Raw genomic sequence first — 18,240 nt, 5'->3', positions numbered from 1 at the left:
TCAATCCGCGCGCAGGTCTGGCAGGGTGAAGTCCATGTAGCGGCGCTCTTCGGCCAGCGTCGCGGCATCGACAACGCCGGATTGGCCCGCGCCGACGGTCTGAATTGCTTCAAGCTCCCACATGCGCGTCATGGCAATGGCCAGCTCGGCTGTGACACGGGTGTTGTGATCGACGGCTTCCTTGAGCGTTTCCATGTCTGGGATCAGCGAAACCAGTTGCTCGACCCGCTCAAGAGACTGTGCAGCCTCGTCATAGCTGTTCTCAGCAGCGGCCGACATTACGGCCCCGGTGCCCGCTTGACTGGCAATGCGTTCCGCCCCCGGATTGCCGCTGCTGGCCATGTCGGACAGGCTGTCTTGGTCAAAGCCCGCATCCTCCAAGGCTTGTGTCATGCGTCCTTCCATCTGAGGGGCTGCGTTTCCGATGAGGCCGCTGAAATCGCCGCTTTGGATCTGCCGGATGGTGCCAAGGAGATCGCCGAATTCTTGGTCCAAAAGCCCATCGAGGTCACCGCCCATAGCCATTTCGATGATGTCCGTCGCGCCGGTCAGGGCTGCGTAGGTCTCGTTCAGCGTGTCCAGCTGCTGTTGCACCAGATCGAGCTGTTCGAGGAGTGTATCGAGCTGGTCGGTCTGGATCCCGAAATCCTCCAGCATCTGCTGCAGTTGACGAATTTCCTGCGCGATGTTGCGTGTATCGACTGTGGGGACACCTTGGGCAGACAGGGGCGAGGCAACCAGCAACGCGCAGGTGGCAACGGTGGAAAGAAAGCGGATCATCGGAGAACCTCCTGATCGAATTGCATGAAGTCTTGTTCGCGCGCCTGAGCGGCCGCCATGGCCAGTTCTGCCGCACTAAGCGGGCGGGTATGGGCGGCCTTGAGGCGCGTGCGGATCGCGATCAGGCGAGCGAGTTCGGCCCGCGCGTAGGTGTTCAGCGACATAGCCGCGTGAATGTCGTCGGTCTCGCCAATGCGGGTGATGATGTCCTGCACGCGCCGCGCGGCCGCATGCACCGACACCAAGGAGTAATCGCCGTAGACCCCTGCGCCGAAAGAGGTCAGGCTCATCGTGGAGTTGGCGAGCAGAACCGGATCAATCGTGCCAAGCGCATCGACACCGCCGACGCGTGCAAGATAGAGATTGTAGCGCTCGGGGATCACTTGAACGTAGTGCTGGGTTTCGGCAAAGGGTGGCACACCGCCGTAGCGCTGCACATTGCCGGGACCGGCATTGTAGGCAGCTAGCCCGTGAATGATGTTGCCATCAAACATGGCCAGCATCTGCGCCAGATAGCGCGCGCCGCCAGTGACCTGAATGTAGGGGTTTTCATAATAAGCCGGATAAATCCCGAGATCCTGTGCCGTGCCGGGCATGATCTGGGTCAGGCCGAATGCACCGACAGGGGAGCGCGCGCCGATGGTGAAGCGGCTTTCCTGCCAGATCAGCGCCTGCAACAGGCAGCGCCATTGTTTTGGCGACAGACCGGCAGCGCGCACACCAGACATGTGGTGCGTTTCCTGCGCGGCCTGAATGATCAGCTCTTCGATCGAGCCAGAGGCGTCGCCGAACATCTGGGCTGCGCCGGGGTTTGGATCAACCGGACCGTAAAGCGTGTTAGCGGCGCTTTCAGGCGATGAACCAGATTCCAAGCTCGCGACCAGTGCGCCTGAGTTTCCGCTGGCAAGCGTCGCGGCATCGAGGATGTCTTCCAGCGCCTGGAGTTGCTCTTGCTCGAGCTCTTCAAGCTCTTCTTCTTTGGTCAACCGATTCTGCTGGAGCGCCAGATCTTGTTCGCCCTGCTGCAACACGCGCTCGCGCTGCAAGAACATGCCCGCATCGAATGTGGGCACGCCTTGGGCAAAGGCCAATGGCGCAGCGAAACAGGCAAGGCCCGCAAAGATATGCAGGGGGAACTTAGTCACTGAGATTGCCAATCGGCCCGAGCAGCTCGAAATTGCAGTTACTGCGGCTGACCTGGGCAAAGGAGTTGAAGCATTCGGCTTCTGACGGCCGGTATTCCGCACAGGCTGTCAGGGTCAAAAGGGTGAGGGTCAACGCGAGCAATCTACGCATCCATCTGTCTCCAAAAATCGGGGTTTTGGCGGTAATCCGCGCCGACCAGCGCTTCGCCTTTTTCCATGCCGCCAAGGATCGTGAGGTAGGGGCCAAGGGCGCTGAGATCAGCGTCGATCACCACCGAACCTTGATCGTCACGCACCAGCGCCAGACGGGAGTTGCTGCCTGTTCCGAGCAAAACGCTCAGCTCTTTGTCAGTGAGGCCCAGCATGGTGTAATCGCTGGCCGAGGCGCGGATGTTGGGCAGCAGGAGCTGCGTCGGTACAGCCTCGACAATCGTCTTGCCGGTGCGAGTTTTCTCGAGCTGGCTTGCGTATTGGGTCATCATCACGACAACCGCGTTTTGTTTGCGCGCCGTGACCAGCCAGTTGCTGAGCCGATCCGCGAAATACGGATTGTCGAGCGCCTTCCATGCCTCATCGATGATGATCAATGTCGGCTTGCGGTCCTCGATTACACGCTCCACCCGCCGAAACAGGTATGACAGGACCGCCATGCGTTCCTTTTCGCTTTCGCTGTCGAGAATACCGGTCAGGTCGAACCCCACGACATCACCATCGAGCGAGAAGGTATCCTCAGCGCTTTGACCGAAGATCCAGCCATAGCGACCATCTGCGGTCCATTCCTGTATCCGCTCAAACAGATCCCCTTCATCTGCGCCCGCCACAAAGAGGGAGGCCAAATCCCGCCAGTTGCGCAGGGCGGCTTCGCTCGCCCCGGCGTTCTGGCGCACCACCTCTTGGATGCGATTTATCTGGACCGGGCTCAGGGGCTTGTCGGTGCGATGCAAGAGCGTGGCCAGCCAATCAGACAGCCAGGCTTGCCCGCGCCCATCGATTTCAGTGCGCAGTGGGTTGAGGCCGGTTGCTTCACCCGCCTTGATGGCGCTGTAGCGCCCGCCATTAGCCCGCACGGCCATTTCCATGCCCGCGCGATAGTCAAAGACAAAGACGCGTGCGTCGCAGCGACGGGCTTGGGTCATGAGGAAGGCCGACAGCACTGACTTGCCAGAGCCAGGTCGGCCAAGGATCAAGGTATGCCCGCCGGTCGGTTCTTTGTCCGGCTGACCCGTCTCGTGGTAGTTGAATAAGAAGCCCGAGCGTTCAGGCGTCGGGAAGAGAGTAATCGGCTTGCCCCAAGGCACCTGGTGACCAGGTTTGCCAAGTTGACCGCGATGAAGCGCTGCGAGGTCGGCAAAGTTGGTGTTGGTGATGGCCGCCTTGCGGCTGCGCATCTGTCCGTTGCCCGGATGTTGCGCGAAATAATGGGTCCGCGCCGCAAAGCTCTCGTTCACCAGATTGACGCCTTCACTGGCCGCGATGTTGCGTACCTCGGCGGCGATTGCTTCCAGCTTTTCCTCGGTCTCGGCGAAAACCGTGACGGTCATGTGATGATCGCCAAAGCTAAGCCGCTTGGACTCCAGATCGTCCAGCGCGTCGACCAGTTCTTCGGCGAGGGAAATCGCGCCGTCGTCGCTGGCCTTCATCAGACGCTGTTGGCGCTTGATCCGGCTGGCCATGATGTTGCTGTTGATCGGCGTGAAAGAATGCGTGACCAACATGTCGACCGGCAGGTTCAGCTCATCGAACATGGTGCAGCTGGTTTTGGCGGGGTAGGTCTTGATCGCAAAGCTGGTGCCATACCGCTTGCCCGCCGTCCCATCGTCCAACGTGAAGTCTCGCCCCTGAAACGTGACGCGCGTGTTGGCGACATCTTCGGCAATGACGCCAAATCGCGATTTGGCGAACAGCGGTCGTTCCTGTCCGATGTTGAGCGCCCCGAGAAACCCGAGTAGCTCGCCACTTTTGGCCCCAAGCAAGCGTGGCTTCATTTCAGAGAAAGACGATCTGAGAAAACCGACGACCTCCTCGAGCTTGCGCAGTTGCTTGGCTGTCTGGTCTTTCAGCTGTGCTATCGAATCCGCGCGTTTCAGGCGCAGCCGCGCGCCGAGGAGAGGACGTTTCAGCACCGTGAGCGTGAGTGTCTTGTCCCGCAGACCAGCCTGCGCCATGGCCGTTTGCCAACGGATATCCAGTGCTTGCGCAAACCCTTCCTCGGGCACCGGTGGCAAGGCCGTCTCGATCGCTTTTGAAACCTTGTGGACGTAGAAACTGTACTCCGGCCCGATCTGCGCGATGATCGCCGCGAAGAGCGTGCCGATCTTCTCCAGATGCGCGTCATCGCAGGTCATGCTGTTGACGCCATCAAGGCGGATGCACTGGAACAAAGCATTGCCGCGCGTGCGGATCGTCACATCATTCACGAGGCTGACATAGGGCAGCATGCTGGCCATCGGGCGCTCTTTGCGCGCCCAATCTGGCAGCATGGCAAGGTCATCCGAAGGGTCATGGAGCATAGCTGTCCCCCGAATGGATCTTGCGGTTGGGGGTGGGCGGCGTTTCCTGCAGCGCGGTGACCATCACCTCAAGAAAGGCCGGATCCCAGTCAGCGGCTTTCCACAGCGCGGGATATGCCAAAGCGGCGATGATGATCACCGGCCAGCTCTGAACCCAGAGAAACAGCAACACAAACCCGAAGAGCCAGACCATGGCATACATGATCGGCAAGCCGATGAGCTTTGGCGGCCGGATCAAGCCCAGGAAGAGGCGGGTTTGCGTTGCCATGTCGAATTTACGCTCCCCAGATCGCGGTCACGATGGTCGGCGCAGCTGCAATGCCCGCAATGGCCACCAGCACCCAAAGAGCCTGGCGGAAATCCAGAATGCCGAAGAGCCAGGAGAGGAACACACCGATCAATGCCAAGGTGCCGATGACTATGCCAAGGGGGCCGGTGATCGTGTCGACAATGCCCTGCAATAGGTTCTGCACCGGTGAGAGGTCGATGCTCTGCGCAAAGGCGGGGTTGGCAAACATCAAACTGGCCAGAGCCAGCGACAGGATTGTGCGGAAATGTATGTGCATCAGGAGGCTCCAGTCAGTCGGTCACGCACGGCCATGACGCGGCGCACGTGGTTTTGGGTTTCTCGATAGGGAGGAATGCCGCCATAGCGCGCGACCGCGTCTGGCCCCGCGTTGTAGGCAGCGAGTGCGAGTTCGGGCGTGCCGAACTGCGCCAACATCATCAGAAGGTAACGGGCAGAGCCATCAAGGTTTGCCTGCCAGTCATGCGGATCGACGCCGAGCTGCGCGGCCGTTGCGGGCATCAACTGTCCGAGGCCGATCGCGCCTGCGGAGCTGCGCGCATTCGGGCGATAGGCGCTTTCAATCTCGATATTGGCTTGAAAGAGGGCCTGCCATTGCGTCACCGACAGACCTGCGCGGCGCAACGCCGGGTGCCCGCCATAGCGATGCGCGGTGCTTTCAAGGGCTGCAAGGATTTCGGGGCGGGGAACTGCGCGGGTGGGTGCAGGAGGTGATGTCTCCGGCTCAGGCGCTGCGAAAACGATCAGTTCTGGTGGATTTGCACCAATTCCGTCGACATAGCTTTGTGCAAAACCGGATTGAGGTGCCTTGGTCTCCAGCTGGCCATTGGCCCGCATGGAGAGAATGAAGCCTTCAGAATAGGCGGGTGCAGCAAAGAATGCTGCGAGGACGGCAAGCGGTTTAGCTCGCGTCGTCCAACTTGTGAGAGGCGATCTTGCCTTCGAGCATCGGGATAGAGACGATCGAAACGCCAAGGCCAGCAAGGAAGCTGGATAAGCCGTTGATTGTTTTGAACTCTCGAGCAGCCATATTGTTGCGCGCTGTAACGAGCAGGCGACGTGTCTCACCGTCTGGAGAGACGCAATGCACGGTCCAAACTCCGGACCACTGAGCACCTGTACGTTTGGGCGTAACCCGGCACACAACATCCGCCGAATGACCCTCGGCAAGCAGCGTGCGCAGCCCGTCTTCACTGACAACATTGGGGGCGTCTTGCATCAAGTTCATAGGATCGAGCCTTGCAGAATTGTGCATGGACCCGGCAGTCCCTCATGGACTACCGAACCGATACAATATTATAATCTTGCAATCAATAGGTGCGATTTGCGTTATCGCGCCATTCATGCGTTGAAACAAATTTACTGCAACGGAGTGGCTGAGCCAAGATAATATGGCGCTTTTGAAACAAACATGGGCGGTTATGGCCGTTCTGAGCTGGGGATCTGCCGCGATTGCGGGCACTTGCCTGCCGCCTGCGCCGCCTTGGATGCCGACCAATGCCGACGACGTGCGGGCCTATGCTGACCTGTTGAGGCGCGATGCGGAGACGTATTTTACCGATGTCGAGCGGTACTTTCGTTGCCTAGATCAGCAGAGGCGAGAGGTCTTCGAACAAGCGCGCGAGGTCAGTGGAGACTATGCGCGCGTTCTGGAGTTCCTGGATGATATGAGGAAATGATACCCGTCCTCACGTAGAGAAAGCTGCCGTTCAAAAAAGCTGCCGCGAAGGTCGCCAACGCGGGACAAAGCGAGCTTTCGGAGCATGTGCGCCAATGTCCGGTCTGGTGAACCGATCAATAAAAGGTGGCTTTGGGAATGGCTCGGATAGAGTGGACTCAGCTATAGCTTCCAATTCGGAGTACCTGCCTCACTGTGTTTCTGCTGCCATTCTTTGATAGCAACATGGAACAACAGATCCGTGATCTGTGTGCCTACGGCAAGACTGCCGCAAGCACGATATATTCAGATATGGCCGCCCCGCGCATGGGGCGCCACAAACAGTGTCAAAGATATCGCAAGATCATACGCGCGGCAGATCTGCCAGACAGCTCACGCTGCTGCTTTGCCCTGTATGTCGTTCCAGATGGTTATAAACATGTCGTTGAAACGCGGGTCCGACCGCAGGGCAACGGCATCGCGCGCATCGCGCGGAATATCGATCACCAGTTCCCGAACAACCGTAGAGGGGCGTTGCGACAAAACAAGAACGCGATCCGCCATGGTCAAGGCCTCACCAATATCGTGCGTGATCAGAATTGCGCTTTTCTGTTTCTCGGCAATGATCCGCGCCACATCGGTTTGCAGCAAGGTCCGCGTCTGGAAATCCAGCGCCGAGAAGGGTTCATCGAGCAACACCACGGCTGGGTCAAAGGCCAGTGTGCGCATGATGGCCACGCGTTGCCGCATCCCGCCCGATAGGGTCTCAGGCTTGGCATTCTCGAAACCGGCCAGACCGTAAGCTTCGATCAGGCGTTTGGCGATGGGGTAGGAGGCCGATTTATCCACACCGCGGACCTCAAGTCCAAGCACCACATTGTCGATCACGCTGCGCCATGGCAGCAAAAGATCCTTTTGCAGCATATAGCCGACAGACTGGCCATTCTTCCCGCCGTTGACTGTGAAGCTGCCGCGGCTGGGTTCCAGCAAACCACTGATGATGTTGAACAAAGTTGTCTTGCCACATCCCGACGGCCCGATCAGCGCAACGATTTCGCCTGCATGCAGCTCGAAGGAGATGTCGCGGATTGCCTCGACGGAGTTGCGGCCGGGGGTCTCGAATACCATGCCGACCTGGTCGGCTGTCAAAATTGCGGTCATAGGGAAAGTTCCTTTGCATAGGCATCGTGAAACCGCGCCACAGCGGCATCGAATGTGGTGGGGTCCGTTTGGCTTGAGGCATGTCCGCCATCCGGGAACAGGACGAAATGGCCATTGCCCAGACGGTCCGCCAGAGCTTTGCTGGCCGTCCATGGGACAAGCATGTCATCGGCTGTCGCCAAACACAAAACCGGGACAGATAGGGTCCGCAAAGCCATGTCCGAAGGCTCATAGTTTTGGAACACTTCGATGCGGTCCAAAAGATCGGCCTCGACCGGCATGTGCTCAGGGGCGTGGCGTGCATTCTGACGCAATTGCGCATCGCGTTTTGAAATCCACGGGGCCGGATAAAGGAAAAGTGGCTGAGCTTCGACATAGGCGGTTGCGCCGCTATCGCGCAACAAATTGCTCCGAACGGAAAAGCATCGCTTGATATGCGGATCAGGTGCGCCCCAGCCATTCGCGATGACGAGGCTCTGCACCAGATCGGGTTCCATGAGCGCAAGTTGCAACCCCATCATGCCGCCAACAGCATGCCCCATGATATGCGCTTGGGATGCGCCAGCGGCCATAAGCACGGCTTTCATGTCCAGAGCGAAGTCCGTCACGCTGCGGGGGCCGACCGCGCGGGCGCTTTTCCCGCATCCGGCATGATCGTAGGTGACAACCCGGAACTTTTTGCTCAGATCGTTGATTTGGGGTGCCCAATAGTCACACGAGCCGCCAAGCCCGCTCGACAGAAGAAGCGTTTCCCCCTCACCTCTGACCTCGTAATGCAGTGCAACGCTGCCATTATATGCGATTGGCATTTGTCTGTTCCTTATCGTTGCTTGAACCGCGCTTCGCACCAGTCGATGACCGCATACATGAGCAAGGCCACAACCATGAGAGCGGCAATCCCGAGCCAGACCGAATTCAGGTCATAGAGCGTGCCAGCATAGGAAATCATGTAGCCAAGACCTTTGTTCGAGGCGATATATTCGCCGACAACGGCCCCGATCAGAGCAAAGCCGACATTGAGACGAAAGGCAGAGACGATCCACGGCATGGCACCCGGCACGATTACGGTACGCCAGGTCTTGAACCGTGTGGCGCCAAGCGAGCGCATCAGTTTCACCAGATCACTGTCCACCTCACGCGCGCCCTGTTGTGCCGCGATCATGGCGACAATGAAGGTGATCAGGGTGGCCAACGCGATTTTGGATCCGAGCCCGATGCCGAACCAGATGATGACCAGAGGCGCCAGCGCGATTTTGGGCAGGCCGTTCAGCGCAATCATATAGGGACGCAGCACCGAAGCCCCCATGGGGGAGAGCCAGAGCGCCAACCCCAGAACAGAGCCGGTCACGGTCCCGATGATAAAGCCGCTGACGGCCTCGAAAGCGGTCAGGGCACTGTCGCGCAGGAGCGCGCCGCTGCCTATCAGTTCTACCGCTTTGGCGAAAATGCCGCTTGGGCGACCATAGATATAGACCTCGATCCAGCCAAGGCTGACGGCGAGTTCCCAGAGGGCCAGCAGGCCGACCAAAAGCGCGATCTGCCATGTTAGGATCTGGAGCGTGGAAGGCGTTACATCCTTCCACTTCGGTCCTGTCGTATTTTGACCGCGCGATGCGGTCTGCCCGCGCTGCGCAGGCGGCGATGTTGTGTCGGTAAGGCTCATGACGCCGCTCTTTTATGCGCAATCGTGGCAATCTCGATCTTGGCCTCGGGTTTCACCAGACCGACCTGTACGCAGTAGCGTGCGGGTTTTGTGTCAGGGAAATATTCCGCGTAAACCGCATTGATCGCGGCGTAATCGGCGAAATCAGCGACAAAGACATGGTTGAACACAACGTCTTCAAACCCGGCGCCGGCTTCGGCGAGGATGCCGCGAATGGTTTCGAAAACATGGCGGGTTTGCGCGGCGGCATCGCCGGGATGGACCACATTGTTGTTCTCGTCAAAAGGCAGGATGCCAGCGGTGTAGATGACATTGTCAGCCATCATGCCGGGCGAGAACGGGCCAAGGGGAGCGCCAGTGCCAGCGGGGATCAGCACACGATCATTCATGCGGTGGTTTCCTTTTGAGTAAGAGAAGCGTATTCGGCAAAGTCGGCACAGGTCGCGACCCAACCAAAGAACGTCTTGATGTTGTAGATACTTGCGGCACGGATCATGTCGTCACCCAACTGGTGACAGGCGTCTTCGAGAAGCACCGCAAAGAATTCGTTGTGGAACGCGTCGCGGATGCTGGTCTCAACACAGACATTGGTCGCAATGCCGCAAAACACGATGTTTTTGATGCCGCGGGCGCGCAGGATGGAATTGAGCTGCGTGTTCCAGAAGCCGGAATAGCGGGTTTTCGGCAGCAAGATATCATCCGGGCCGGGGGTCAGTTCATCCACCAGCGCATAGTCCCAGCCCCCCTTGGCCAGAAGCTGGCCTTTGAGTTCGGGCTTTTCTCGCATCAGTTTGAGCGCATTGGATTTATACCAGTTGGGGGAGCCTTCGCCGCCCGCCTCCTTGAGCTCTGGGTCCCAGCCGTTTTGCAGGAAGACCACAGGCATCCCGAGCTGATGCGCAAGGTCAACCGTATCGGAAATGTTCTGGATCACCGCACGGGTGCCGGAAACATCAAAGCCGCGCAGATCGACGTAGCCGCCTTTGGTGGAATAGCCATTCTGCATATCGACGACGACAATCGCCGTTTCTTTCGGGTTCATCCCGAGCGGTTCCGGCTGGGAGTTGATCGTAGGGGCGGTTTGGTCCCCTGCGATCATTAGTGTTTGGCTATCTTTCATAGATTAGGCTCCGTATTTTGCGGCCGCCGCTGTTGCGAAGCGGTTGTCGACCATTTGTTCGAAAGGCAGGGCTTCGGAAATCGAGCCACCACCCAATTCAAGCGACATGGCGCTTGCGAATTCGTCTTCAGAGATCACCGGAGTGGTCGGAATTGCGACACCAGAGGCGAAGAAGTTCCCCGCAGCGCTTTCAATGATGTCCTGATCCACCTGCGGAAAGAACTCCGCGCCGGTCGCGGCCAAGAGACCATGATCGGCATGCATGGCGGTCATGGCTTCGGCCATGGCGTTACAGAATGCTTGAATTTCTTCTGGGTGATTGGCAATCGCCTCTTCGGTGGCCATGGCGGTCGTGAAGGAGGTCGGCCCGATCACATCAGCCAGCGACAACACAGCTTCCAGGCCGAAGTCGCGCGCCCCGACGGAGACATCCCATTCAAAGGCGGTGGCAACATCGGCCCGGCCATCTTTCACGGCTGTTGCCTGTGCGCCCGGCGGCAATTCGAGGAACGTGATCCCGGCCTCTTCGGGGGTCATCCCCAGAGTTTTCTGGATCGCATAGGTCGGAACCTGAATGGTCGAGGAGGGGAATTTCAGCGTTGCAATGGTTTTGCCCTTCAGGTCTTCGATTGTGGAAATCCCGGAACCCGGCTTGGCAATCGCCCACATCGACACACCGCCAACGATTTTGGCGATATTCTTGATGGAGGCACCTTCACGCGTCGCATTCACCGACATGCCGGGGCTGGTGACGCCCACGAGGCTGCGGCCGGACAGGATCATCGGGATCGGAAGCGCGATACCGCCCGCAGTTTGCAAATTCACGTCCAGCCCATGTTTTTTATAGAGGCCAAGGTGCGCAGCGACATAAAGCGGAGCATACATGGCCGTCCTAATGGCTTCCGAGACGGTGACGGAGGTGTTGGCAAATGCTGGCAGGACACCCGTGGAAAATGCGGCCCCGGCAGTCAGGCCGGAAGCGATGAAAGAACGTCTGTTGAGCATGGTGTATTCCCTGATTGATGCGCGGTCGTTTACTCGACCTGTGGCTAAGTGGATGGCAATCAGATTTCCGGGCAGATTTTCATTGTCAATTAAGCCCAATTCGATATATATATTTAAAATGACAATAAATAATGTAGAAATTAAGCATTTACAGGTCTTTGTGGCTGTTGCGGAGACCCAGAACTTCTCCCATGCCGCACAGGCCTGTGGGCTGTCTCAATCGACGGTAAGCTTAATTATTCAGCGACTTGAGGCAGATTTAGGCGTTCGGTTAATTGACCGTACAACCCGCAAGGTAATGCTGAGTCGTATGGGGGAGGAGTTTCTGCCGGGGGCGCAGCGCATCATCGCGGATTTCACGCGTCAGATATCGGACATGCGCGCGTGGCAGGAAATCGAGCGCGGGCAGGTGAATATCGCCTGCGTCCCGTCCGTGGCAATTCGCCTTGTCCCGAAAACCATCAACGCGTTTCGTGCCAAATATCCGAAAATAAGTATTAAAATTTTTGAAGAACCCCGCGGACGGTGCATGGATATGGCACGCAAAGGGGACGTTGATCTGGCGATTGCCAATGAACCACCTGATCTTTCCGATCTCGATGCCGTTCCGCTTTTGACGGACCGTTTCGCACTGGTCATGCGAAGAGATCATCGTTTTGCCGAAAGAGAGGCTGTCTCCTGGGCTGAAGCACGCGATGCGGGGCTCGTCATGATGGCTGCGACAACCGGCATTCGGCTGGAACTGGAACATGGCCTTCCGGCAGGGATGCTACAGAATAAAGTCTCCTATGAAGCGGTGAACCCCTCGACGCTTCTATCAATGGTACGAGAAGGCATCGGCCTTGCGCCTCTTCCAAGCCTCGCTTGGCCAGAGCCAAGTGACCCGGTTCTCACATTCCGACCTTTGCGCAATCCTGTTGTCACACGGGAGTTGCATCTGGCATGGCGCAAGGACAGCTCGCCAACACCGGCAGTCGAAGCGTTTAAAAGTCAGTTAGAGAAAGAAGCTTCTGACTATGTCATTACCTGAATCATATTCTGCACCTGTTTTTAATCAGGCGACGTGAAACGGGGCGCACAACACTTTTGAAAGGTGTAGCACTACTGCAAATTCAAATTCCCGATAGCTGCACGAATTATACGATTTGTATCATCTGCCTCGCCTAACACTGCCGGTCCGACATGCGCCACTTTTGCGCCATCAAATGCCTTCATGTAATCTTGGGAAAGATCCACACTCTCGACGTGAGACCTTGTGCTCACAGATCGCAATGCAATCGCCCCCCTGCCCAGTCGGACCGGAAGGCGAAGGAATGATCCGCTTGCTCCCGTGGTTTGCGGAAAGCCGCCCTTCATTCATTCCGCAGCATAGGTGACTCTGGGCTCGTTCCGGCCGTTAGCTGCGTTTTGCGTCAAGGTCCGGTTCAGGGGAATGATCCGAGCAGAGTGGTGTCTTAGGGCGGCTGTCATTGTATAGCGCTGCCTGCGTTTCGCCGTTGTCCCACTGGTACAGAAGGCCAATTTCTTCACCTGTTTTGATGCATGAAATACGGCCGATGGCTTCGGCCGTGGTGCGAACAATCTCAAGTTTGGGCAAAACTAGCCCCTCTCGTTAAACAATTCTTTCGGAGCAACATCGAGGGCAAGCGCAATCTGCTCCAGAATATCGATTGATGCTGCATTCTTGGCGAGTTCGATCTCGCTGATGTAGCTGCGGTCCACGTCCGCAGCCAAAGCTAGTTGTTCTTGGCTCATACCTTTGGAATTTCTTAGGTTCCGGATGTTTAGCCCTACTTGTTCCCTCAATTTCATGGCCTGTATTCGGCCAGATCACACGAACCGCTCTACGGAATATATTCCACAAAACACGCGCGAGCCTCAGAAAGAGCATGCTCGCATATGGTGTAAAGGCAGAGAGTGGCGGTAGGGTGACAATAGTGTAGTAATGTAATCAAAAGGCATGAACTGATATGCGGTGCAGATTCATCAAGAATTGGCTCGGCGGGGTCGCTATGGCTTTGCTTTCAACCGTGGCTCCACAAGCGGCGAAAGCCTATCAGGTTGACTGCGCCATTCTGCTTTGCCTGGCTGGTGGGTGGCCCGCGTCCGCAGAATGTGCCCATGCCCGCGCCGTGTTTATCCGCAGGATTACGCCCTGGCCAATTGAGCCGCCGTTGCAAATCTGGCGCTGCCCGATGGGTGTTTCTGAGCGCGCGCCTTTGCAAAGCACGGCCCCGAAAATCTGGGAGGCCAGCAACCAATCAGGTCGGCAGCTTGCCCAAGTCTTTCTGGCACAGGTGGTCGAAGGTGGTGCCGATATCGACATCAGTGGCATGGAATTCGACTTCGTTCGCTCGATCCGTGTCTGGGATGTTCGGCACTATAGCCATCGCGAACGCGGCCGCGACGATGATTGCTCTGAGAGCTACAACATGCGCCTCGGGAGCTACGGCACGCAGGGGGAATTTGGCTGGCAGCGCACGACACCAGCGGCCGCACCGCAATGGGTTCTGCCGTCACGGCGCTGTTCGTCAGCCAATTGGCGGCGCGGGGTCGGTGTTGAATGGGAGGATCACGAAGGTAACCATGGATATGAGTGGGTGGCCAACTAAGGCTATTCGCCAATGTCCTTCATACGTTCCGCGATATCGCCCGCAATGCGCTCATACAGGGCGGCTTGCTTATCTCTGGGAGTTCCGGGCTTCGGGTTTCTTCGACGGATGCGTTTGGCGAGCCAGAACAGCAGTCGTGCCGCTGGGTCGGACGTCGCATCCGGTTCTGCAGCAGGGTACTTCTCCTCTAGGGCGACAACGATTTCCTGAGACAGGCTGCGCCGGTTCAGTGTGGCATGCGTTTCCAGACGCTTCTTGAGCGCGGCGGGAAGCAAGAGTTTGAATTGGACCAAGGCTTCTTCTTTCATTATTCCATGATGGACAGTATTTGTCCTCAATGATATGGACATTTTATGTCCTTTTGTTGAGGTGTAAATATGAAGACAACCCAGTTCAAACTTAACCTTCCAGCGGACGTGAAAGCCTGGCTCGAAGAGGAAGCAGTGCGGAACTTGCGCTCGCAAGGCGCTCAGGTGGTGTCTTGTTTGCGGGCAGCCATGTCGCGGCAAGAAGCCGTAGGTGAGAGGGCTGAAAAATGAGCCCAAGCCATATTCAGCTGATTCCGACCCCAGAGCTTGCGCTTCTCTTCGGGTACAGCGAGCCGAGCGCGTCCTTCTATGATTTCTGTCGTAGGACGGGTATCGCTCCGGTGCCAGGGCGGCGCGGGTGGTATGACCCGAAACTCATTCGCGCGCGATTGGATGCTGTTCAGGGCATCAGCACGGCAGAACGCGAGGCGACTTCGCAACCGAGCCTCGTTGCACAGCGGAGAGCACGCCGTGCCCAGAAGTAACCTTCCCAAGGGTGTCCATCGTGTCCGGCGTAAGGTCGTGTCCGGTGTTCGCTACCATTTCTATGCTTGGCGGGGTGGCCCCAAATTTTGGGAAGGGACGGACCCAAACCCCAAGGAACCCGAATTCTTCCATGCGTTTTCACAGTGCGGTACGCCCGTGAGCCCGGCTGAATATCTGACGACTCACTTGGTCGACGATTTTCTGTCCAGCGCGTCCTTGCCCAAGGCTGAGCGTTCAAAGGCTGATATCCGCAAATGGCTGGAGTTGTTCCGCGAGGAGTTCGGTGCCGATCCTGTCGCGATGTTCGAAGAGCGTGCCTCTCGTGGCGAGGTCAACAATTGGCGCAAGAAGTGGCTTCATTCGCCCAAGCAGCACGATATGGCAGGCACCCATGCTACGCGCGTCCTCAATTGGGCGGTGGAAGAGGGGAAGCTGAAAGAGCATCACTGCCACAAGCTCAAAAAGCTCTACCAATCGAACCGCACAGAAATCATTTGGACCAGCGGCGACATCTCTCAGTTCAACAAACATGCACCCAAGTGGGTCCAAAGGATACTGACCGCAGGATGCGAAACCGGCTTGCGAGCGGCCGATCTGGTTCAGGTCAAAATGGACCAATTCGAAGACACGCCGCACGGCAAGCGCCTTCGTTTCAGGACTAGCAAGCGCGGCCAGATTGCATATATCCCGGCCACATCGACCCTTGAGAAATTGATCGCAGAGACGCCGGAAGGCCAAGAGGTGCTGCTGGTATCAGAGCTTGGCAGGCCTTTGACGGCCCGTTGGGCATCGAACCAGATTACCAAGTGGCGGCGCGAAGCTCAGATACCCCCATGGATCGACGGCAGGGAGAAGACTCTGTCTGATACGCGCGGGACGGCGGCGACAAGATTGCTGAATGCTGATCTGTCTTTGCGCCAGATCGCGGTGCTGATGGGGTGGTCGGTTCGCTACGCGGCGCAGGTAATCGAGCATTATGCGCAGGTTAGCCCGGACGAAAGCGATGAGGTTCTGCGTAAGCTCAATCGAGCAAAATCACTGTCTCAAGGCACAAAAATGTAAACGCCCCTGTAAACGCGGGGCCTCAAACACGGCAAGGAGTGATGTAAGTGATTGTTTTTAAATGGAGGCGAGTACCGGAATCGAACCGGTGTACACGGATTTGCAATCCGCTGCGTCACCACTCCGCCAACTCGCCATTCCGTGTGGTTGGGATGAATTATCTGATCGGGCCGGGTGGCGCAAGTGGGCAAAGCGGGCTTTGGCGGGTCAATTTGCATGTTGAAATTGTCCCGCGCCTTTGGGCCCTATAGCCGTTGCCGCCGAACGGGTTCTGTGCGAAAACCTCAAGCGACAGGATTCCGAACGCAAGAGTTTAGAGTATGACAGACTATGCTGCGCGGCGCATGATGATGGTAGACACGCAAGTGCGCCCCTCTGATGTGACCAAATTCCCGATCATTGATGCCATGCTTTCGGTGCCGCGTGAGGCCTTCGTGCCCACGGCCCTGCGCGAGGCGGCCTATATGGGCGAGAATCTCGATCTGGGCGAGGGGCGGGTGATGCTCGATCCGCGCACATTGGCCAAGATGCTCGATGCGCTCGAGATCGAGAATGATGATCTCGTGCTCGATGTCGGCTCGGTCTACGGCTATTCGGCGGCGGTGATCGCGCGCATGGCAGAGGCGGTCGTTGCGGTTGAGGATAAGGCATCGGTGGTCGCCGAGGCACAGCGCACATTGTCCGAGCAGGGAGCCGACAATGTGGTTCTGCACGAGGGGCCGCTGGCCGATGGCGCGCCGGAACATGGACCCTATGACGTGATAACGGTGCAGGGGGCTGTTGAGCATCTGCCCGAGGGTCTCGTGGCGCAACTCAAGGAGGGGGGGCGCATGGCCTGCCTCTTCATGGAGGGCGCGCTTGGTGTGGTGCGGATCGGTTACAAGATCGACGGGCGCATCAACTGGCGCTACGCTTTCAACGCGGGCGCCCCGGTACTGCGCGGATTTGAACGGCATGCGGCCTTTACCCTGTGAGGGGTGCGGCGCGGCAAGATAGAGGTGGCAGGCGCATGAGAGCGGACAAATTGCGGGTCTTGGGCGGTGTTTTCGGGGTGGCGCTGCTCAGCCTTGCTCCAGTCGCGGCCAAGTCTGAGACGCTCGCGGATGCGCTCAAGAGTGCCTATCTCAACAGTGGGCTTCTGGATCAGAACCGCGCCTTGCTGCGGTCCGCCGATGAAAATGTGGCACAGGCTGTGGCAAGCCTGAGGCCGATCATTGACTGGACATCGGGGATCACTCTCGACTCTTCGGACACCCGCGCACAGGGCGTCAATCGCAACAACACATCGACCGCGCTCAATCTTGGGATCACCGGCAGCCTTTTGCTCTACGATTTCGGGCGCAGCGATTTCCTGACTGAATCCGCCAAAGAGACCGTGCTGGCCACGCGCCAGACGCTGATCAGCATTGAGCAATTCGTCCTGCTGACAGGCGTGCAGGCCTATATGAACGTGATCCGAAATCAGGAATTCGTGGCGCTGCGCCAGAACAACCTGCGGCTTTTGCGCGAGGAATTGCGGGCGGCTGAGGATCGGTTCGAGGTTGGCGAAGTGACGCGCACCGATGTGGCGCAGGCGGAATCCGCCGTGGCGCTTGCACAGAGCGGGTTGGCAGCGGCGCAGGGCGATCTGACGCGCGCCATCGAAGAATTCCGAGAGGCGGTTGGGCGCGATCCGGGCGTTTTGCAGACCCCGGCCGATCTGCCGCAATTGGGCGAGAATGTCGATGCCGCCAAAGCGGCGGCGCTGCGGCGTCACCCGGATCTTTTGCAGGCACAGCACAACGTGGCTGCCGCCGAGTTGAATATCCGCGCGGCTGAGGCAGCGCTTATGCCGACGCTCAATCTGACGGCGCGGGTCGGTGCGTCCGAGGATATTGATGGGCCCGACATGTCGCGCACCGGCAGTCTTGGGGTCGAATTGCGCGGCCCGATCTATCGTGGCGGACGGCTGACGTCGCAGCAGCGTCAGGCGATGGCGCAACGCGATGCGCAACTGGCGCAGCTTCATCTTGCCGGGCTTCAGGTCAAGCAGGATGTGGGCGACGCCTATGCCAACCTGCGCGCCGCCCGCGCCAGCCGCACCGCCAGCCGCGAGGCAGTACGTGCGGCCCAGGTTGCCTTTGATGGCACCCGCGAAGAGGCGACCTTGGGGGCCCGTACCACGCTGGATGTGCTGGATGCGGAACAGGATCTGCTGGATGCCCAGGCCAATCTGATTTCAGCCAATGCGGATGTGGTGATTGCCTCTTATTCCGTGCTTGCCTCGATTGGTGAGCTGACTGCCCGGGATCTGAATCTTGGGGTTCAGACCTATGATCCTGCGGCCTATTACGAGCTCGTCAAGGATGCGCCGATCCAGAGCAGCCCGCAGGGGCAAAAGCTTGACCGTGTGCTGCGCGCCTTGGGAAAAAACTGAAAAGTTTT

The 18,240-nt window shown here is 58.1% G+C and carries 22 protein-coding genes and 1 tRNA gene; 6 read left to right on the top strand and 17 right to left on the bottom strand.

The features are described from left to right. The 8 genes from MVC20_RS03430 to MVC20_RS03395 all read right to left on the bottom strand — a co-directional run bounded on the left by MVC20_RS03430 (position 1) and on the right by MVC20_RS03395 (position 5,970). Complete coding sequence (locus MVC20_RS03430; RefSeq protein ID WP_297538467.1) at positions 1 to 780, bottom strand: type IV secretion system protein; 780 nt, start codon at positions 778 to 780, stop codon at positions 1 to 3. Further along, on the bottom strand, positions 777 to 1,925 hold the full coding sequence (locus MVC20_RS03425; RefSeq protein WP_363320685.1) for a lytic transglycosylase domain-containing protein: 1,149 nt from the start codon (positions 1,923 to 1,925) through the stop codon (positions 777 to 779). The genes MVC20_RS03430 and MVC20_RS03425 overlap by 4 nt, the downstream gene beginning before the upstream one ends. Next, positions 1,918 to 2,076: a hypothetical protein gene (locus MVC20_RS03420; RefSeq protein WP_297538463.1), complete on the bottom strand. Its 159-nt coding sequence runs from the start codon at positions 2,074 to 2,076 to the stop codon at positions 1,918 to 1,920. Before MVC20_RS03420 ends, MVC20_RS03425 begins: the two co-directional genes overlap by 8 nt. Further along, positions 2,069 to 4,435 carry a type IV secretion system protein B4 gene (locus MVC20_RS03415; RefSeq protein ID WP_297538461.1) on the bottom strand — a complete coding sequence of 789 codons (2,367 nt, stop codon included), beginning with the start codon at positions 4,433 to 4,435 and terminating at the stop codon, positions 2,069 to 2,071. Before MVC20_RS03415 ends, MVC20_RS03420 begins: the two co-directional genes overlap by 8 nt. Next, positions 4,425 to 4,703: a VirB3 family type IV secretion system protein gene (locus MVC20_RS03410; protein ID WP_024096577.1), complete on the bottom strand. Its 279-nt coding sequence runs from the start codon at positions 4,701 to 4,703 to the stop codon at positions 4,425 to 4,427. Before MVC20_RS03410 ends, MVC20_RS03415 begins: the two co-directional genes overlap by 11 nt. Before the next feature lie 7 nt (positions 4,704 to 4,710). Beyond that, on the bottom strand, positions 4,711 to 5,001 hold the full coding sequence (locus MVC20_RS03405) for a TrbC/VirB2 family protein (protein ID WP_297538451.1): 291 nt from the start codon (positions 4,999 to 5,001) through the stop codon (positions 4,711 to 4,713). Then, positions 5,001 to 5,579 carry a lytic transglycosylase domain-containing protein gene (locus tag MVC20_RS03400; RefSeq protein ID WP_297538449.1) on the bottom strand — a complete coding sequence of 193 codons (579 nt, stop codon included), beginning with the start codon at positions 5,577 to 5,579 and terminating at the stop codon, positions 5,001 to 5,003. The genes MVC20_RS03405 and MVC20_RS03400 overlap by 1 nt, the downstream gene beginning before the upstream one ends. Positions 5,580 to 5,643: 64 nt before the next feature. After that, positions 5,644 to 5,970 (bottom strand): hypothetical protein, encoded by a 327-nt coding sequence (locus MVC20_RS03395; RefSeq protein ID WP_297538447.1) that lies wholly within the window; start codon positions 5,968 to 5,970, stop codon positions 5,644 to 5,646. Between the two features lie 259 nt (positions 5,971 to 6,229). On the opposite strand from MVC20_RS03395, the gene MVC20_RS03390 reads away from it, so the two are divergent. After that, positions 6,230 to 6,421 (top strand): hypothetical protein, encoded by a 192-nt coding sequence (locus tag MVC20_RS03390; RefSeq protein WP_297538445.1) that lies wholly within the window; start codon positions 6,230 to 6,232, stop codon positions 6,419 to 6,421. Positions 6,422 to 6,792: 371 nt separating this feature from the next. On the opposite strand, the gene MVC20_RS03385 is transcribed toward MVC20_RS03390, so the two are convergent. Genes MVC20_RS03385 through MVC20_RS03360 form a run of 6 tightly spaced genes read right to left on the bottom strand, consistent with a single transcriptional unit; the run spans position 6,793 to position 11,447 of the window. Further along, entirely contained in the window at positions 6,793 to 7,560 is a 768-nt protein-coding gene (locus MVC20_RS03385) for an ABC transporter ATP-binding protein (protein ID WP_297538443.1), read from the bottom strand. Further along, the gene (rutD, locus tag MVC20_RS03380) at positions 7,557 to 8,369 is read right to left on the bottom strand and encodes a pyrimidine utilization protein D (RefSeq protein WP_297538440.1); all 813 of its coding nucleotides are present in this window, start codon (positions 8,367 to 8,369) and stop codon (positions 7,557 to 7,559) included. Before rutD ends, MVC20_RS03385 begins: the two co-directional genes overlap by 4 nt. Before the next feature lie 11 nt (positions 8,370 to 8,380). Beyond that, positions 8,381 to 9,223 carry an ABC transporter permease gene (locus MVC20_RS03375; protein WP_297538438.1) on the bottom strand — a complete coding sequence of 281 codons (843 nt, stop codon included), beginning with the start codon at positions 9,221 to 9,223 and terminating at the stop codon, positions 8,381 to 8,383. Then, positions 9,220 to 9,612, bottom strand: coding sequence for a pyrimidine utilization protein C (rutC, locus tag MVC20_RS03370; protein ID WP_297538436.1), 393 nt, complete (start codon positions 9,610 to 9,612; stop codon positions 9,220 to 9,222). Before rutC ends, MVC20_RS03375 begins: the two co-directional genes overlap by 4 nt. Continuing rightward, positions 9,609 to 10,322, bottom strand: a complete 714-nt coding sequence (locus tag MVC20_RS03365) for an isochorismatase family protein (RefSeq protein WP_297538434.1) — start codon at positions 10,320 to 10,322, stop codon at positions 9,609 to 9,611. The genes rutC and MVC20_RS03365 overlap by 4 nt, the downstream gene beginning before the upstream one ends. A gap of 24 nt (positions 10,323 to 10,346) precedes the next feature. Beyond that, positions 10,347 to 11,447 carry an ABC transporter substrate-binding protein gene (locus tag MVC20_RS03360; RefSeq protein ID WP_297538432.1) on the bottom strand — a complete coding sequence of 367 codons (1,101 nt, stop codon included), beginning with the start codon at positions 11,445 to 11,447 and terminating at the stop codon, positions 10,347 to 10,349. Between the two features lie 19 nt (positions 11,448 to 11,466). Between MVC20_RS03360 and MVC20_RS03355 the strand changes: the two genes are divergently transcribed. Then, positions 11,467 to 12,378: a LysR family transcriptional regulator gene (locus tag MVC20_RS03355; RefSeq protein ID WP_297538430.1), complete on the top strand. Its 912-nt coding sequence runs from the start codon at positions 11,467 to 11,469 to the stop codon at positions 12,376 to 12,378. Positions 12,379 to 12,947: 569 nt separating this feature from the next. Here MVC20_RS03355 and MVC20_RS03350 read toward each other — a convergent pair. Further along, complete coding sequence (locus MVC20_RS03350) at positions 12,948 to 13,160, bottom strand: helix-turn-helix transcriptional regulator (RefSeq protein ID WP_297538428.1); 213 nt, start codon at positions 13,158 to 13,160, stop codon at positions 12,948 to 12,950. 383 nt (positions 13,161 to 13,543) lie between these two features. Between MVC20_RS03350 and MVC20_RS03345 the strand changes: the two genes are divergently transcribed. Beyond that, a complete protein-coding gene (locus MVC20_RS03345) occupies positions 13,544 to 13,960 on the top strand; it encodes a hypothetical protein (RefSeq protein ID WP_297538426.1) in 417 nt (138 codons plus the stop codon). A 2-nt stretch (positions 13,961 to 13,962) separates the two neighbouring features. Here MVC20_RS03345 and MVC20_RS03340 read toward each other — a convergent pair whose 3' ends face one another. After that, positions 13,963 to 14,268, bottom strand: a complete 306-nt coding sequence (locus tag MVC20_RS03340) for a hypothetical protein (protein WP_131727396.1) — start codon at positions 14,266 to 14,268, stop codon at positions 13,963 to 13,965. Between the two features lie 522 nt (positions 14,269 to 14,790). Here MVC20_RS03340 and MVC20_RS03335 point away from each other — a divergent pair. Then, positions 14,791 to 15,816 (top strand): tyrosine-type recombinase/integrase, encoded by a 1,026-nt coding sequence (locus tag MVC20_RS03335; RefSeq protein ID WP_297538421.1) that lies wholly within the window; start codon positions 14,791 to 14,793, stop codon positions 15,814 to 15,816. Between the two features lie 62 nt (positions 15,817 to 15,878). Here the strand turns inward: MVC20_RS03335 and MVC20_RS03330 are convergent. Continuing rightward, positions 15,879 to 15,952 (bottom strand) — tRNA-Cys (locus MVC20_RS03330). 184 nt (positions 15,953 to 16,136) lie between these two features. Between MVC20_RS03330 and MVC20_RS03325 the strand changes: the two genes are divergently transcribed. Next, a complete protein-coding gene (locus MVC20_RS03325; RefSeq protein WP_297538420.1) occupies positions 16,137 to 16,790 on the top strand; it encodes a protein-L-isoaspartate O-methyltransferase in 654 nt (217 codons plus the stop codon). 35 nt (positions 16,791 to 16,825) lie between these two features. Beyond that, complete coding sequence (locus MVC20_RS03320; RefSeq protein WP_297538418.1) at positions 16,826 to 18,232, top strand: TolC family outer membrane protein; 1,407 nt, start codon at positions 16,826 to 16,828, stop codon at positions 18,230 to 18,232. Positions 18,233 to 18,240: the final 8 nt, after the last annotated feature.

Origin of the sequence: Roseovarius sp. (genome assembly GCF_027019125.1) — a bacterium.
Taxonomy (GTDB): Bacteria; Pseudomonadota; Alphaproteobacteria; order Rhodobacterales; family Rhodobacteraceae; genus Roseovarius.
This window is presented reverse-complemented; position numbering and strand designations above follow the sequence as displayed.